We start from the raw sequence: 15,591 nt of genomic DNA on the forward strand, positions 1-15,591 counted from the left end.
GTCCCAGAAATCGGCATCAGCCGGGTGCTATCGGAAGGATCAGAACGTGAAGTCGTACCGTGTGCGCGTCGCGGCCGCGGTCGTGGTCGCGGCGGTCGCCGCCGGCCCGCTGAGCGCTTGCGCCCCCGTGCAGGCCGGTGCCGCGGCGATCGTCGGCAAGGAACGCGTCAGCTCCAGCGAGCTTGACGCCGCGGTCCGGTCCATGCATGAGGATGCGGCCGCAAACGGCCTGGACGGAGCGGACAAGCAGCGCGCCACTCCGCCGCTGCCCGGGCCCCGTGAGGTGCTGGTCACCATGGCCACCACCAGGCAGTTGATCGAGTACGGCCGCGGGCAGGGCGTCGAGGTCACCGATCGAGAGATCGACGACATGCTGATCGGCGTCGAGACCCAGGCCAAGCAGCAGGGCATGACGGTCAACCAGATGCTGCTGCTGAACGGCATCCCGCTGTCGGAAGGCCGGTCGGTCATCCGCGCTCTGCTCACCCAGCAGAAGCTGGGGTCGCGGATGGCCGGTGCCGCGGCCGACCCGCGGACCGCGGCGGAGAAGCTCGGCAAGGAGGTCGAAGCGGCAGTGCCGATCAAGTTCAGCCCGCGTTACGGCAAGTACGACCACGAGCAGGGAATCTTCCTCGCCGACGACCGCTTCGGAGCCGTCCAGTCCGCCGCCCCCGCCGCGGCCGTCCCCCAGGACTGACCCCAAAAAGAAACAACCCAACCCAACCCAACCCGCCGTGATCTTGCAATTGCAAGATCACGGATGGCATCCTGCCTGGTCAAGGTGGCTTGCTGCGAGTTTCTGCAAGATCACGAAATGTAGCCGGGCAGGTCAGTGGGGTGGTCTGCGGGTATTCGCAAGATCACGCGTGGGGGTGGTTAGGGTGGGGACATGCCGTTGATCGTGGTGACGACCTCGCCCCGGGTGCCGCCGGGGCTGCTCACGCCCGCGGCCTGGAAGGCGCTCAGCGATGGGCGGGTGCTGACCGGCCGCGCCGATCACCCCTATCTGCCCTACCTCGCCGAGGCGGGCATAAAGGTCGAGGTGATCGCCCTGGCCGCGGATTCGGCTGCGGTTTCGGCCACGATTTCGGCTCCGGCGGACGTCGCTCGCCGGAGCCGTACGGAGAAACTCGTCTGGCTGGCCGCGCAGGACGGCGACGAGGCGTTCATGCGCGCCGTCGGCCACGCCGCCCTCGCCCTGGACGACCCGCCGGTCATCGAGGTCGTACCCGGCTCCTACGACCTGCCGGGGGCGAGACTGCTCGATCTCGTCCAGGTCATGGACCGCCTCAGACGTGAGTGTCCCTGGGACCGTGGGCAGACTCACGAGTCGCTGGTGCCGTACCTCGTGGAGGAGGCCTACGAGGTGCTCGACACCATCGACCGGGGTGATTACGGGGCGCTCCAGGAGGAACTCGGCGACCTGCTGCTCCAGATCGTCTTCCACGCCCGGATCGCCCAGGAGAGAACGGGCGCAGAAAGGTCGGCCCAGGAAAGGTCGGTGCAGGATGGCGACGGGTTCGACATCGACGACGTCGCCACCGGGATCGTGGACAAGCTGATCCGCCGCCATCCCCACGTGTTCGCCGACGTCAGGGTGTCCGGCGCCGCCGAGGTCAGCGACAACTGGGAGGCGATCAAGGCGGCCGAGCGCGCCGCCAGGGGCGAGACGAAGTCGGCGCTCAGCGGCGTGCCGATGGCCCAGCCCGCGCTCTCCCTCGCCGCCCAGCTGCTGCGCCGGGCCGGCCGTGCCGGAGCGCCGGACGCGGTTACTGACGGGCTTGGCGACGGCCTGCCCACGGACACCGGCGCGCGGCTCTTCCAGCTGGTACGGCAGGCGCAGGTGGCGGGGATCGACCCCGAGGCCGAGCTGAGGGCGGCCGCCAGGGAGTACCGCCGCCGGGTGGAGGAATGGGAGCGCGAACGAAGCCCGCAGTGATCGGGGTGCCTTCGCCGTACTGAGTAGTAGAGACCGATAGGCTCGGTAGGCAAACCGTCCGCGATATTGCTAGGAGCGTTCGTGGCTGCCATCGAGGCCGTTACCGCCCGCGAGATCCTCGACTCCCGGGGCAACCCCACGGTCGAGGTCGAGGTCCTGCTGGACGACTACAGCACGGGCCGAGCCGCCGTTCCGAGCGGCGCCTCCACCGGCCAGTTCGAGGCTGTGGAACTTCGCGACGGGGACAAGAGGCGTTACCTCGGCAAGGGCGTCGAGAAGGCCGTCCTCGGCGTCACCGACGAGATCGCCGAGGAGATCATCGGCCTCGACGCCGAGGAGCAGCGCCTCATCGACCAGACGATGATCGACCTGGACGGCACGCCCAACAAGGCCCGCATCGGCGCGAACGCGATCCTCGGGGTCTCCCTCGCCGTCGCCAAGGCCGCCGCCGACAGCGCCGACCTGCCGCTGTTCCGCTACGTCGGCGGGGCGAACGCGCACCTGCTGCCGGTTCCGATGATGAACATCCTGAACGGCGGCGCGCACGCCGACACCAACGTGGACATCCAGGAGTTCATGATCGCCCCGATCGGCGCGGAGACGTTCTCCGAGGCGCTGCGGATGGGCGCCGAGACATACCACACGCTGAAGGGCGTGCTCAAGGAGAAGGGGTACGCCACCGGCCTGGGTGACGAGGGCGGCTTCGCGCCGAACCTGCCGTCCAACCGCGACGCGCTCGACCTGATCATGGTGGCGATCGAGAAGGCCGGTTTCACCCCGGGCGAGGACATCGCGCTCGCGCTCGACGTCGCGGCCAGCGAGTTCCACTCCGAGGGCGTTTACACGATCGACGGCAAGGGGCTGTCGGCCGCCGAGCTGATCGCGTTCTACGAGGATCTGGTCCGCTCCTACCCGCTGGTCTCCATCGAGGACCCGCTGAACGAGGAGGACTGGGAGGGCTGGAAGGCCATCACCACCGCACTCGGCGCCAAGGTCCAGCTCGTGGGCGACGACCTGTTCGTCACCAACCCCGAGCGGCTGGAGCGCGGCATCCGCGACGGCGCCGCCAACGCGCTGCTGGTCAAGGTGAACCAGATCGGCACGCTGTCGGAGACCCTCGACGCGGTCGACCTGGCGCACCGCAGCGGCTACCGCTGCATGATGAGCCACCGCTCCGGCGAGACCGAGGACACCACGATCGCCGACCTCGCCGTCGCGACCAACTGCGGACAGATCAAGACGGGCGCTCCGGCCCGGTCCGACCGGGTGGCCAAGTACAACCAGCTCCTGCGCATCGAGGAGCTGCTCGACGACGCCGCCCGCTTCGCCGGCCGTTCCGCGTTCCCCCGCTTCCAGGGATAACGAGCCGGAGGGTGGCTGATCGGCGTTGGCGAAACGACCACAGCTGAAACGGCCGCAGCTGACTGGGCGGGCGGCGATCCTCGCGGTCGTCGTCTGCGCCAACGCCATGAGCCTCGCCTACCCGGCGCGGGAGGTCATCGCCCAGCGGCGGGAGATCGCCCGGCTCGAGGAGGAGCAGACGCAGGCCCTCCACAGGCTGCGCACGCTGGAGGAACGGCGCAAGCAGCGCGAGGACCCGGAGTACGTCAAGCAGATGCTCAAGGAGCGGCTGCACTACTGTGAGCCGGGCGCGAAGTGCTACGTCGTGCTCGACCAGAAGCCGGCCGGGTCCGCTCCCCAGGGTGGCGGCAAGAAGCCGGAGCCGCCCGCGTGGTACGTCACGCTGTGGCAGTCCGTCGAGGCCGCGGACCAGGGCCGCGACAGCGTTCCGGCGAGCCGGAACTAGAGACTGGGGGAGTGCCACGTGGTGGTGGATCGGGCCGACCTGGCGGCGGCGCGGGCGCAGCTCGGGCGGCCGCCGCGCGGGGTGCGGGCGGTGGCGCACCGGTGCCCCTGTGGGCTTCCCGACGTGCTGGAGACCGCGCCCCGGCTGCCCGACGGCACGCCGTTTCCGACGCTGTTCTATCTGACCTGCCCGAAGGCGGCGTCGGCCATCGGCACGCTGGAGGCCTCGGGGCTGATGCGGCGGATGCAGGATCGGCTCGCCGAGGAGCCCGAGCTGGCCGCCGCCTACCTGGCGGCGCATGAGGACTACCTCGCCCGCCGGGACGGCGCCGCCGACGAGGAGGGCGTGGAGCCGCTGCCTCGGGGCACGCAGACCGCCGGGGGCATGCCGGACCGCGTCAAGTGCCTCCACGCGCTGGTCGCGCACGAGCTCGCGGTGCCCGGCGCCAACCCGTTCGGTCGGGAGGCGCTCGACGCCCTGCCCGAATGGTGGGCCGACGGCCCCTGCGCCGCCCCGGCCCCGGGCAGCGAAGAGGAGGACTCATGACGCGGGTCGCGGCCATCGACTGCGGGACGAACTCGGTCCGGCTTCTCATCGCGGACATCATCGCGGGCAGCTCGGGCGAGCGGCTCACCGATGTCGAGCGGCGGATGGAGATCGTACGGCTCGGCCAGGACGTGGACCGGACCGGACGGCTCGCGCCGGAGGCGCTGGAGCGCACGTTCGCCGCGATGCGCGGCTACGCCAAGCTGATCAGGGAGCACGCCGCGCCGGGCGATGAGCCTGCTCGAACGCCGGTGGGGATGCCCGTACGCGTGGTCGCCACCTCGGCGACCCGTGACGCCGCGAACCGGGCCGACTTCGTGTCGGGGGTCCGCGAGATCTTCGGCGTCGAACCCGAGGTCGTCACCGGGGCGGAGGAGGCCGGGCTGTCGTTCACCGGCGCCACCCGCGGTCTGGCCGCCGAGGGAGCCGAAGAGGCCGCGGAGGGGCCGTACCTGGTGGTGGACATCGGCGGCGGTTCGACGGAGTTCGTCGTCGGCACAGTCGCGGGGACGGCCGAGGGCGTCGTCACCGGCGCCATGTCCGTCGACATCGGTTGCGTCCGGCTGACCGAGCGGCATCTCACGTCGGCGGGCGACCCGCCGAGCCGCGAGGCCGTACAGGCCGCGATCACGGACATCGAGGCGGCCATGGACCGGGTGGAGGCCGCGGTCCCGGTACGGAACGCCCGTACGCTGGTCGGCCTGGCCGGCTCGGTCACCACGGTCGCGGGCATCGCGCTCGGCCTGCCCGCGTACGACCCGGCCCGGATCCACCACTCCCGCATTCCCGCCGAGCGGGTCCACGAGGTGAGCGCCCGGCTGCTGCGGATGACCCACGAGGAGCGGGCGGCCGTCCCGGTCATGCACCCCGGCCGGGTCGACGTCATCGGCGCCGGTGCGCTCATCCTGGGCCGCATCGTCGGCCGGTACGGCTTCCGCGAGGTGGTCGTCAGCGAGCACGACATCCTCGACGGCATCGCCTGGTCTCTCGTCTGACCTCACCGTCTTCTCCTCTCTCAGGGCGGAGATCTTGCCGCTATTATGCATTGCGCAGTAGTGTGCGATGCGTGGACAGCAGTCAGCTCCTCAAAGGCGTCCTCGACCTCGCCGTGCTCGCGGTGCTCGCCGAGCGTGACGGTTACGGCTACGACGTCGTGCGCCGCCTGCGTGAGGCCGGGCTGGAGGACGTCGGCGACGCCTCCGTGTACGGAACGCTCCGCAGGCTCTTCCGGGCCGGTGCGCTCACCTCCTACGTGGTCGCCTCCGACGAGGGACCGCACCGCAAGTACTACGGCCTCAACGACGTGGGCCGGTCGCTCCTCGACTCCTCGGCCAAGACATGGCGGTCGTTCTCCAACACCATGAACGACCTGCTCAAGGAGGTCCCTTCGTGATGAATTCCCCGATGACCCCCAAGGCGTACGCCGATGCCGTGCGCGAGGCCCTCGCCGACCTGCCGGCGAAGGACCGGGAGGCTCTGCTGGAAGACCTCGACGATCACCTCGCGGAGGTCGCGGCCGAGCACGGGCTGCCCCTGGAAGAACGTCTGGGCTCTCCCGAGGCGTACGCCGCGGAGTTACGGGCCGCCTACGGGGGGCGGACCCGGAACGAGAAACCGCCCATCGTCGGTCGGATGGGCAGACGGGTGACCGCCACGGCGAGAGGGGTGCATGACCGGCTGCTCCGACTGCCGCCCTACCGGCAGGCGGCGGCGTTCGCACCGGAGCTGCGTCCCGCCTGGTGGGTGCTGCGCGGTTACGCGATCGCCATAGGCGTGCTGGCCCAGTTCCCCACTCCCGGATACCTTCCCGACGATCTGGCGGAGTGGGTGTTCACGCTCGCCGTCATCTGGGCTTCGGTGTGGTTGGGCCGGTCCACGCGTCCGGCGGCGCGGACCTGGGGACGGCTGCTGCTGCTCGGGGGGAACGCGCTGGCCGTGTTCCTGGTGCTCATCGCGCTGGCGGACGTCCGACGGCCATCGTACGTCGCCCTCGACAACGACCCGCCGCGTTCGTCCGGGAACGTGTGGGTGGCGAACGCCGCCACGTTCGGCGAAAGCGACGTGTACAACATCTTCCCGTACGCCGAGGACGGCACCCCGCTGCGCAACGTGCGGCTCTACGACCAGGCCGGTCGGCCGATCACCACGGTCGACCCGGAGATGCACGACCAGCAGCTCGCGATCCCCTGTGACGGCGAACCGCCGATCCGCAACGCCTATCCTCTGCCGCTCCGGCCCGTCGAGGAGGATGGGGACCTGTCGCTGACCGAGGGACCGACCTGCGTCCCGTCCTCGGCGATGCCCACGCCGACGCCCGCGGCCACCCCGGAGGGGGCGCCCGATGCGTCTCCCTCACCGACTGCCGAGCCGACACCTGAGCCGACACCTGAGCCGACACCTGAGCCGACCGCCGAGCCGACTGCCGAGCCGACGCCGTCGCCGTCGCCGAGCCCCGGCAGGAGCCGTCGCTGACGACCGGCCCGGTGGACGACGTTCGGTCGTGGCCGAAGTGGGTGTGACGCATGCTGGGGGCATGGCTCGTACAGAAGGTCCAGTCGGCGCGGCTCGTGCGCAGCGCGTGGGGGCCCGTCTCGCCGCGATGGCCGCCCTGCTCGCCGACGAAACCCGGGCGGCGTTCTGTCTCGCGCTTCTCGACGGCCGCGCGTGGACGGCGAGCGAGCTCGCGCGGTATGCCGGCGTGGCCGCCTCCACCACCAGCGAACACCTCGGCAGGCTCGTCGAGGGCGGGCTGCTCGCCGAGGAACGGCAGGGCCGTCACCGTTACGTACGGCTGGCGGATCCGGAGATCGCCCACCTCATCGAGGACCTGGCCGGGCATGCCGTACAAACGGCAACGAAGCCCGCGGAGGAAGGGCCGCACACGCTCCGAGCCGTGAGCGCGGGCAACGCCCTCGCGCGTGGGCGCACCTGCTATGACCACCTCGCCGGGCGGCTCGGCATCGCCATCACCGAGGCGATGACCGAGCGCGGGCTGCTGCGGCAGGACACCGGGTTCGCGCTCACCGACGAGGGGCTGCGCTGGTTCGGCGAGCAGGGCATGGCCCTGACGCGGCAACGGGCCCGGCGGCCACTCGCGCGCGGCTGCCTGGACTGGACCGAGCGCAGGCCGCATCTCGCGGGTACGGCCGGGGCCGAACTGTGCCGCCACGCGTTCGACGCGGGATGGTGCGTACGAATAGGTTCCGGCCGGGCGGTGAAGGTGACGCCCGGTGGTGAACGGGCACTGGCGGAACTCCTGGGCATCAGCCCGGAAACGCTTCGCTGAACACCGAAACGATCGCGGCTTAGCTTCGCCGCATGGAAATCTCATCGCGTCGGCGGGCGGCCTGGCCCGCCGCGGCGGCCGCGGGCGTCACGGTCGTGCTTTGGGCCTCGGCCTTCGTCTCCATCCGCAGCGCCGGTGCGGCCTACTCGCCGGGTGCCCTGGCGCTGGGACGGCTCCTCGCCGGGACCCTGGTGCTGGGAGTGATCAGCCTTGTCCGCCGTACCGGATGGCCCGCGCGGGCCGCCTGGCCGGGCATCGTCATCTCGGGGGTCCTGTGGTTCGGCGGATACATGGTCGCGCTCAACTGGGGCGAGCGCGAGGTCGACGCGGGCACGGCTGCGATGGTGGTCAACATCGGACCGATCCTCATCGCGCTGCTTGGCGCCAGGCTGCTGGGGGAGGGTCTGCCGCGCCCGCTGTCGGCGGGCATCGCGGTGTCCTTCGTCGGCGCGGTGGTCGTGGGGGTCTCGATGTCCGGGGCCGGTCGCGCGCCCGTGCTCGGAGTGCTGCTCTGCCTGGTGGCCGCGGCGTCCTACGCCGGGGGCGTGGTCGCGCAGAAGCCGGCGCTCAGACATGCCGGTGCGCTGCAGGTGACCACGTTCGGCTGTGCGATCGGCGCGGTGGCCTGCCTGCCCTTCACCGGCGTCCTCGTGTCGGAGGCCGCCCGCGCCCCGCTACCGGCGACGCTCAACATGCTCTATCTGGGTGTCTTCCCCACCGCTCTCGCCTTCACCACCTGGGCCTTCGCCCTGGCCCGCACTACGGCCGGCCGCCTTGGCGCGACCACCTACGTGGTGCCCGCGCTGGTCGTGGTCATGTCATGGCTGCTGCTCGACGAGGTGCCCGGCCCGCTCACGCTGGCAGGCGGCGCCCTGTGCCTGGCCGGCGTGGCCATCTCCCGCCGTTGCGCCGTGCCCCCTCGCCTCGCGATACCCAGGTCAGATCGGTAAGCCCGGGGGACGCCAGCTCAGCCCCGGACCCCAGGTGCATTTTTAGCAATAGGAGCTGTGTGAATTTGTCAGTAGGCTCATGCTCAACTTGTCATCATAGATAGATCCGGAATGGTGACATCGCGGGAGGCGTGATGAATGAGGTGGGTCGGCGGATCAGGAGGAGGGTGGAGCGGTCGCTCAACGCCTTCCGCGTTGTGATCGTCACCGGTCCGCGTCAGTGCGGCAAGACGACGCTGGTCCGGCAGATCTTGGCTGATCGTCCGGGGACCTTCCGCAGCCTCGATGACAGCAGGGTACTGGCCGCCGCACTCGTGGATCCGGCCGGGTTCGTCCAGTACGGGGCACCGCCCCGGGCTATCGACGAGATCCAGTTCGGCGGCGATGCCCTTGTCCGGTCGATCAAATTCGAGGTGGATCGCGAGCCGAAGCCGGGACAGTATCTCCTCACCGGCTCGACCGACTTCCTCACGGTGCCGGGACTGTCGGAGTCTCTCGCCGGCCGGGCCGTACTGCTCGACCTGTGGCCGTTCTCCCAAGGCGAGCTGCACGGAACCCCGGACGGATTCGTAGACGTGGCCTTCCGCGATCCAGAAAGCCTGCGCCAGGGGTCGTCGTCCAAGTTCCGGCCGCTCGACTACCTGAACCTCATGTGCGCGGGCGGTTATCCGGAGGCGGTGAAGCTGGAGACGGAGGACAGGACCATGTGGTTCGACAGCCTCATCCAGACGATCACCCAGCGGGACGTCGCGGACCTGACCGGAGCCAGACGCGCCGCCGAACTACCCCGCCTGCTGGCGATCCTGGCCGCCCGCACCGCGAGCGAACTCGTCGTGTCCCAGATCAACGCCGACTTCGGGCTGGCCAGGCACACCACCGAGGACTACATCGGGTTTCTCAGGATGACGAACCTCATCCGTGAGGTGCCGCCATGGGCGACGAGTCATGCGACCCGCGCCAAACGGCGGCGGAAGATCCATCTGACGGACACCGGAATGGTGAGCCACCTGCTCGGAGCCGACGCCGACGCCCTCCTGCGGCCCGAAGACCGGCGGCGTGGACCCTTGACGGAGACCTTCGTGGTGAACGAACTACGCAAGCAGCTGACCTGGTCGAGTGCGCGGGCAGAGCTGCTGCACTTCCGTGATCACAATCGTGAGATCGACGTCATCCTCGAGACGCCCGATGCGCGCGTCGTCGCGATCGAGATCAAATCGGGCCTGACCGTCGACGGGGGCGCCTTCCGGCATCTGGCTGATCTCCGTGACAAGCTCGGGGACGCGTTCGTCCACGGGTTCGTTGTCGGCTTCGGCGAGACGCCGCTGCCGTTCGGTGACCGGCTCACCTCCATCCCGCTCTCCTACCTGTGGGAGGCGGGCTGAGCTGCTCCTGAGGTTCTCGTCCTGGGCATGGCTGGTGACCTGGCACGATCGATGGCATGAGTGCTGTTCCTCCCGGATCCGGCTGGCCGGACGACCCCGCCGGGCCCGACACCCCCGTCGCCCATGACGCCCTCGAGGTGGCCAAGCTCGCCGGCGAGAGCCGTACGGTCGCGGAGCTGACCGCCCGCCAGTCGGTCTGCCGGGCCTGCCCCCGGCTGGTGGAGTGGCGGGAGGCCGTCGCCGACACGAAACGGCGGGCGTTCGCCACCGAGACCTACTGGGGCCGCCCGATCCCCGGCTGGGGCGACGACCGGCCGCACACGCTCATCGTCGGGCTCGCCCCGGCAGCGCACGGTGGGAACCGTACGGGCCGGATCTTCACCGGGGACCGCAGCGGTGACTGGCTGTTCGCCTCGCTCTACCGCACCGGCCTCGCGGCCCAGGAGACGAGCACCCACGCGGGTGACGGCCAGCGGCTGGTCGGGGCGCGGATGATGGCGGCGGTCCGATGCGCGCCGCCCGCGAACAAGCCGACCCCGCAGGAGCGGGACGCCTGCTTCCCCTGGCTGGCCCGGGAGCTGGCGATGACGGCCGAGTCGACCCGGGTCATCGTGGCGCTCGGCGGCTTCGCCTGGCAGGCGGTCTGGCCCGCGCTACGGGAGGCCGGCTTCACGCTGCCGCCGCGCCGGCCGCGCTTCGGGCACGGGGTGGAGGTCCCCATCTCGTACGGCACGGCCTCGGTGACGCTGCTCGGCTGCTATCACCCCAGTCAGCAGAACACGTTCACCGGCCGGGTCACGGCGGAGATGCTCGACGCGGTGTTCGCCAGGGCCGTCCAGATCGCCGGAAAGCCGAGCTTGTGAACTGCTTCACGAGTGTGAAATCGGTCACGGCCGGAAGTTCTATAGTTCTTCTACCTGCTAAAACCCGACATCATGCCCGCTTATCAGAAAAATCACACAACTTCCCTCAAGGCGGGCTGGCGCGGATGTCAATTCGTGACCTAAGCTTGTGAATAGATTCACAAGGGAGGGCGGGAGCATGGTGAACCGCAAGCCGAAGCACATCGTCATCGTCGGCGGTGGATACGTGGGCCTTTACACCGGCCTGCGCCTCCAGCGCACGCTGCGCGCGGAGCTCCGCGATGGGAGCGTGCGGATCACGCTGATCGACCCGCAGTCCTACATGACCTACCAGCCGTTCCTCCCCGAGGCGGCGGCGGGCAACATCTCCCCGCGCCACGTCGTGGCCCCGCTCCGCCGGGTGCTGCCCAAGGTCCGCGTCCTGAACGGCAGAGTCGCCAAGGTGCACCACGCGGCCAGGACGCTGGTCTTCGAACCGGCCGTCGGCCACTCGCGGGACATCGAGTACGACGTCATCGTCATGGCGGCCGGCTCGATCTCGCGCACGTTGCCCATCCCCGGCCTGGCCGACGCCGCGATCGGCTTCAAGACCATCGGCGAGGCCATCGCGCTGCGCAACCGGGTCCTCGCCCTGCTCGACCGCGCCGACTCGACCGACGACCCGGACGTGCGCCGCCGCGCACTCACCTTCGTCGTGGTCGGCGGCGGTTTCGCGGGCATCGAGGCCCTCGCCGAGCTCGAGGACATGACCGAGGACTCGATCAAGTACTACCCGGCCATCCAGAAGAGCGATCTGCGCTGGGTCCTCATCGAGGCCAGCGACCGCATCCTGCCCGAGGTCGGCCCGGAAATGGGCGAGTGGACGGCCGAGCAGCTCCGCGAACGCGGCATCGAGCTGAAGATGGAGACCCGGCTGAACTCCTGCGTGGGCGGCCTCGTCAAGACCTCCGACGGCGACGAGTTCGAGTCGGCGACGATCGTGTGGACCGCCGGGGTGAAGCCCAGCCCGGTCGTCGACTCCACCGACCTGCCTCTCGACGAGCGCGGACGGATCAAGACGACCGCCCGGCTGACCATCGCCGGGGTCAAGGGGGCCTTCGCGGCCGGTGACATCGCCGGCGTACCCGACATCACCAACGCCGGCCGCTACTGCGCGCCCAACGCCCAGCACGCCGTACGGCAGGCCCGGGTTCTCGGCGACAACATCACGGCATACCTGCGCGGTCGGAAGCTGAAGGACTATCGGCACAAGTACGCCGGATCGGTCGCAGGTCTCGGCCTGTACCGGGGTGTCGCGAACGTCTACGGCATGAAGCTTCGTGGCTTTCCTGCCTGGTTTATGCACAGAACGTACCATCTGTCGCGAGTGCCAACCTTAAACCGAAAGGTCCGGGTAGTGGCAGATTGGACGCTCGCGCTGTTCTTCAAGAGGGAGACCATCTCGCTGGGCGAGATCGAGCACCCGCGCGACGTGTTCCGGGCCGCCGCGGCCAGGAAGGGGGGACAGGCCGCCCAGGTGAAGACGTCCTAGAAGTGCTCCCATGGGCTGCTTCGCAACGTTCCGGCGGGCCCGCGTGACGAGCACGGGGCGCGGTCCCGGCCGGGACGCGTGAGCAAGGTATGGCTTTTGAAACACGACCTAAGCCACCACCGGTTACACATGACTGATCCTTGACATATGATCGCGACGCCCCCGTAGCCCAATGGCAGAGGCAAGCCCCTTAAAAGGGCTGTGGTGTGGGTTCGAGTCCCACCGGGGGCACTCGCGTTGACGCTCCCAGGAAGAGCCCGTGACCTCGGCGGCGAGATCACGGGCTCGTTCGGGGGTGCTCAGATGGTTCGGTGCCGTACTGGTCAGGGATGGGCCCGGTGAGGTCGGCCGGGCCCTCGCGTACGGCTGTCGCAGCGGGGCGTGGCGCTGTCGACGGTGGAGTACGGCCCGAGAGGCGGTGCCATGAGGGGAAGGCGGAGCACGAATTCGGCACCGCCGAGTGGTGAGTCTTCCGCATGTAACTTCCCGCCATGCGAGACGGCGATGTCGCGGGCGATGGCGAGGCCCAGTCCGGTGCCGCCGCGGTCCCGGCTGCGTGCGGTGTCGAGCCGCATGAAACGCTCGAAGACGCGTTCGTGCTCCTCCGAAGGGATGCCCTCGCCGTCGTCGCGGACGATCAGTTCCGCGTCGGGACCCTCCTTGCGCAGCGTCACCTCGATGGCGTTCGTCGCATGCCGCTGGGCGTTGTCCAGCAGATTGCCCAGCAGCCGGCCGAGGTAACCGGGGACGGCACTGACCATGACATCCTCCTCGAGATCCAGCCGTGGCTGGATCCGGCCTCCTCGCTGACAGACCTCGTCCTGCACCAGTTCGGTCAGATCGACGGGCCGTCGCTCGGCGGGCCCGCTTGTCGACACCCGGGCCAGCAGGAGCAGGTCGGAAATGATCGCCTGTAGTCGCTCGACGTCGCGCAGGGCGAGCTCGGCCATCTCCCGCACGTCGGTCTGGTCCGGATGGAGCCTCGCCTCTTCGAGCTGCGCCCGCAGCCCGGCCAGGGGGGTACGCAACTCGTGGGAGGCGTCGGCGGCGAACTGTCGCTGAGACTGGAGTGTGCGCATGGTGATCTCCTCGGCCTGCTCGATGCGGCTCAGCGTGCTGTTCACGGTGCGGGCGAGCTTGGCGATCTCGTCCTCCCCCGATGGTTCGGGTACCCGCGTGCTCAGGTCATGTACGTTGATGGCGGCGAGATCGGCGCGGATGGTCTCCATCGGCCGGAGGACGCGGCCGGCCACCTTCCACACACCCCAGCCCATCAACGCGATCACGATGACTGCCTGAGTAGCGAAGAACAACGCATGGTGGGTCACGATTGTTCCGAGCACGGCGGCCGGGATCATCAGCACCGCCGCCAGCAAGGTGGCGAAGGCCGTGATATGGCCGCGGAGGGACTGCGGGCGCATGTGGCGGACAGATAACCGCATATGCTCCGATGGTGATTGGATGACTCGCATCCGACGTCCTCCCGACGGTGTGCTCGCTATCCCGACGATGCCGGTTGTGACAGGCCGGGACATGCTCGACGCCTACCGCCTCGCCGGTGCGACTCGACCTGGACCTACCCGGAATTCGGGCCGGGAGCGACGATCTTGCCGGCGGTTCGGCCGCTGCGCTCCATGACGAGATCGGGACGGCGTTTCCGTTGCGTGTTTTTTCCTAGCCTGGTGCCTCATCTCTCCATCTTTAATCGTCACGCTAGCACTAGACTTGAATTCATCAAGTAAAGGAAGCATCCTAGTTTGACCGTCGGCCGAAGCGGTGGCCGCGCGCGGGATCGGCGGGCGTTTCCGCTGGCGGGCAGTGGTTTCCTGAGGCCACTGATGGGAAGCCGGCACCGGCCAGGACTGCCTCAGGCAAAAGAATGGGCCATCTTTCGCTACCTCTGCCATAGTGTGGGCGACGGCCCGGGAACCGGAAGCGGATGCTGACCGTTGGACGACGTGGTGGAGTGGCAGGACTTGTGCGCGTGTCGTTCCCCGGGCAACATCCCCAGATAAAGCCGTGCGAGAGGCTGATCAGCGAATCGCGTCCTGGAGGCAAGCAGCGATGCAGAGCAGGAACCCCATATTCAGCCGACGTGGGGCGGGCGGTCAGCGGACCTGGTCCACCCCCGCGCCGAGCGTCGAGCAGTTGAACGCCATGTACGGCGCTCCGTCGTACGCTCCGCCGACCGCCGAGCGGACGATGACGATCGACGACGTCGTCGTGCGCGGTTTCATGACGCTGGGCACGCTGGTCGTCACGGCGGCGCTGGCATGGTACTTCAACCTGTCCCTGGCCATCGCCATGCCGGCGGCCCTGGTCGGCGTGATCCTCGCGCTGATCGTCTCGTTCAAGCAGAGCACGAACCCGGCACTCATCCTCGGCTACGCGGTCTGCTACGGCGTCGCGATCGGTGTTGTGAGCCACGCCTACGAGATGGTCTACAACGGGATCGTCCTGCAGGCGGTCCTCGGCACAATGGTGGCCTTCGGCGGCACCCTGGCCGTCTACGCGCTCAAGATCTTCCGGCCCACGCCGAAGTTCACCAAGTTCGTGATCGCCGCCGGCTTCGCCGCGGTCGGCCTCATGCTTCTCAACTGGATTGCGAGCATCTTCGTCAGCGGAGGCCTCGGCCTGCGCACCGACACCCCGATGGGCTGGATCTTCAGCGTGGCGATGATCCTGCTCGGCTGCTTCTTCCTCCTCCTCGACTTCAGCGACATCGAGCAGAGCGTGCGGGCCGGCGTGCCTGAGCGCTGCTCCTGGCTGATGGCGTTCGGCCTGACGCTGAGCCTGGTCTGGCTCTACCTGGAGATCCTCCGCTTCATCAGCTACTTCACCAGCAGCGATTGACCTCCCCGCCCCAGGCGCCACAGCAGATGGCGTCATACCAGGACGAGCTGGAAGGCATCGGCACCTTCGATCAACATCCTGTAACAAATCGATGACGTCAGGGTCTTGTCAAGCGAGAGTCGGTGATGCAGGGTGACACAAAGCAGCGTTTTCGTGGAGGTGCCCATGTCGCTGAACCACTCGCCGGAGACACAGACCAAGCTGATCGCCCGCGTCTCGTCCATCACCGGACGCGACCTCCCGGAGTGGTTCCAAACCATTGACAACGGTCCATCATTCCTACGCTGTGAAGAACGGGCGAAGTGGCTGGCCGACGAACACGGGATCAGCCACGGCTACGCGGCGGCGATCGTCAAGGAGCACGAGCGCCGGCGGAGGGCCTAGGGAGTCCTAGGGAACGGACCGCGACCCCAGCTCGAACATGATGCGCTCGC

At 69.0% G+C, this 15,591-nt stretch carries 16 protein-coding genes and 1 tRNA gene; 16 read left to right on the forward strand and 1 reads right to left on the reverse strand.

What is annotated here, in order from left to right:
* Positions 1-46: 46 nt before the first annotated feature.
* From ACFHYQ_RS06570 to ACFHYQ_RS06635, 14 genes are all read left to right on the forward strand, one after another.
* Positions 47-697, forward strand: a complete 651-nt coding sequence (locus ACFHYQ_RS06570; RefSeq protein WP_394300176.1) for a SurA N-terminal domain-containing protein — start codon at positions 47-49, stop codon at positions 695-697.
* Between the two features lie 192 nt (positions 698-889).
* Positions 890-1,939 carry a nucleoside triphosphate pyrophosphohydrolase gene (gene mazG, locus ACFHYQ_RS06575; RefSeq protein ID WP_394300177.1) on the forward strand — a complete coding sequence of 350 codons (1,050 nt, stop codon included), beginning with the start codon at positions 890-892 and terminating at the stop codon, positions 1,937-1,939.
* A gap of 81 nt (positions 1,940-2,020) precedes the next feature.
* The gene (gene eno / locus ACFHYQ_RS06580; RefSeq protein WP_394300178.1) at positions 2,021-3,301 is read left to right on the forward strand and encodes a phosphopyruvate hydratase; all 1,281 of its coding nucleotides are present in this window, start codon (positions 2,021-2,023) and stop codon (positions 3,299-3,301) included.
* 25 nt (positions 3,302-3,326) lie between these two features.
* Positions 3,327-3,746, forward strand: coding sequence for an FtsB family cell division protein (locus tag ACFHYQ_RS06585; protein WP_394300179.1), 420 nt, complete (start codon positions 3,327-3,329; stop codon positions 3,744-3,746).
* Positions 3,747-3,767: 21 nt separating this feature from the next.
* Positions 3,768-4,292, forward strand: coding sequence for a DUF501 domain-containing protein (locus ACFHYQ_RS06590; protein ID WP_394300289.1), 525 nt, complete (start codon positions 3,768-3,770; stop codon positions 4,290-4,292).
* Positions 4,289-5,287 (forward strand): Ppx/GppA phosphatase family protein, encoded by a 999-nt coding sequence (locus ACFHYQ_RS06595; protein ID WP_394300180.1) that lies wholly within the window; start codon positions 4,289-4,291, stop codon positions 5,285-5,287. Before ACFHYQ_RS06590 ends, ACFHYQ_RS06595 begins: the two co-directional genes overlap by 4 nt.
* A gap of 71 nt (positions 5,288-5,358) precedes the next feature.
* Positions 5,359-5,685 (forward strand): PadR family transcriptional regulator, encoded by a 327-nt coding sequence (locus ACFHYQ_RS06600; RefSeq protein ID WP_394300181.1) that lies wholly within the window; start codon positions 5,359-5,361, stop codon positions 5,683-5,685.
* Complete coding sequence (locus ACFHYQ_RS06605) at positions 5,685-6,764, forward strand: HAAS signaling domain-containing protein (RefSeq protein WP_394300182.1); 1,080 nt, start codon at positions 5,685-5,687, stop codon at positions 6,762-6,764. The genes ACFHYQ_RS06600 and ACFHYQ_RS06605 overlap by 1 nt, the downstream gene beginning before the upstream one ends.
* 61 nt (positions 6,765-6,825) lie before the next feature.
* Positions 6,826-7,578 (forward strand): ArsR/SmtB family transcription factor, encoded by a 753-nt coding sequence (locus ACFHYQ_RS06610; RefSeq protein WP_394300183.1) that lies wholly within the window; start codon positions 6,826-6,828, stop codon positions 7,576-7,578.
* A gap of 32 nt (positions 7,579-7,610) precedes the next feature.
* Positions 7,611-8,528: a DMT family transporter gene (locus ACFHYQ_RS06615; protein WP_394300184.1), complete on the forward strand. Its 918-nt coding sequence runs from the start codon at positions 7,611-7,613 to the stop codon at positions 8,526-8,528.
* 134 nt (positions 8,529-8,662) lie between these two features.
* A complete protein-coding gene (locus ACFHYQ_RS06620) occupies positions 8,663-9,910 on the forward strand; it encodes an ATP-binding protein (protein WP_394300185.1) in 1,248 nt (415 codons plus the stop codon).
* 56 nt (positions 9,911-9,966) lie between these two features.
* Complete coding sequence (locus ACFHYQ_RS06625; protein ID WP_394300186.1) at positions 9,967-10,773, forward strand: uracil-DNA glycosylase; 807 nt, start codon at positions 9,967-9,969, stop codon at positions 10,771-10,773.
* A 178-nt stretch (positions 10,774-10,951) separates the two neighbouring features.
* Entirely contained in the window at positions 10,952-12,304 is a 1,353-nt protein-coding gene (locus ACFHYQ_RS06630) for an NAD(P)/FAD-dependent oxidoreductase (protein WP_394300187.1), read from the forward strand.
* A gap of 158 nt (positions 12,305-12,462) precedes the next feature.
* Positions 12,463-12,535, forward strand: a tRNA-Leu gene (locus tag ACFHYQ_RS06635).
* 92 nt (positions 12,536-12,627) lie between these two features.
* On the opposite strand, the gene ACFHYQ_RS06640 is transcribed toward ACFHYQ_RS06635, so the two are convergent.
* On the reverse strand, positions 12,628-13,746 hold the full coding sequence (locus ACFHYQ_RS06640; protein ID WP_394300188.1) for a sensor histidine kinase: 1,119 nt from the start codon (positions 13,744-13,746) through the stop codon (positions 12,628-12,630).
* Positions 13,747-14,368: 622 nt separating this feature from the next.
* Here ACFHYQ_RS06640 and ACFHYQ_RS06645 point away from each other — a divergent pair.
* Complete coding sequence (locus tag ACFHYQ_RS06645) at positions 14,369-15,157, forward strand: Bax inhibitor-1/YccA family protein (protein ID WP_394300189.1); 789 nt, start codon at positions 14,369-14,371, stop codon at positions 15,155-15,157.
* Between the two features lie 165 nt (positions 15,158-15,322).
* Entirely contained in the window at positions 15,323-15,541 is a 219-nt protein-coding gene (locus ACFHYQ_RS06650) for a DUF4287 domain-containing protein (RefSeq protein ID WP_204018609.1), read from the forward strand.
* Positions 15,542-15,591 lie beyond the last annotated feature (50 nt).

This window comes from Sphaerimonospora cavernae, assembly GCF_042435035.1.
GTDB classification, from domain to species: domain Bacteria; phylum Actinomycetota; class Actinomycetes; order Streptosporangiales; family Streptosporangiaceae; genus Sphaerimonospora; species Sphaerimonospora cavernae.

Coding starts and splice junctions, on each gene's coding strand:
- mazG (WP_394300177.1), top strand. CDS start 890: ATGCCGTTGATCGTGGTGACGACCTCGCCCCGGGTGCCGCCGGGGCTG.
- ACFHYQ_RS06595 (WP_394300180.1), top strand. CDS start 4,289: ATGACGCGGGTCGCGGCCATCGACTGCGGGACGAACTCGGTCCGGCTT.
- ACFHYQ_RS06605 (WP_394300182.1), top strand. CDS start 5,685: ATGAATTCCCCGATGACCCCCAAGGCGTACGCCGATGCCGTGCGCGAG.
- ACFHYQ_RS06610 (WP_394300183.1), top strand. CDS start 6,826: ATGGCTCGTACAGAAGGTCCAGTCGGCGCGGCTCGTGCGCAGCGCGTG.
- ACFHYQ_RS06615 (WP_394300184.1), top strand. CDS start 7,611: ATGGAAATCTCATCGCGTCGGCGGGCGGCCTGGCCCGCCGCGGCGGCC.
- ACFHYQ_RS06620 (WP_394300185.1), top strand. CDS start 8,663: ATGAATGAGGTGGGTCGGCGGATCAGGAGGAGGGTGGAGCGGTCGCTC.
- ACFHYQ_RS06625 (WP_394300186.1), top strand. CDS start 9,967: ATGAGTGCTGTTCCTCCCGGATCCGGCTGGCCGGACGACCCCGCCGGG.
- ACFHYQ_RS06630 (WP_394300187.1), top strand. CDS start 10,952: ATGGTGAACCGCAAGCCGAAGCACATCGTCATCGTCGGCGGTGGATAC.
- ACFHYQ_RS06640 (WP_394300188.1), bottom strand. CDS start 13,746: ATGCGGTTATCTGTCCGCCACATGCGCCCGCAGTCCCTCCGCGGCCAT.
- ACFHYQ_RS06645 (WP_394300189.1), top strand. CDS start 14,369: ATGCAGAGCAGGAACCCCATATTCAGCCGACGTGGGGCGGGCGGTCAG.
- ACFHYQ_RS06650 (WP_204018609.1), top strand. CDS start 15,323: ATGTCGCTGAACCACTCGCCGGAGACACAGACCAAGCTGATCGCCCGC.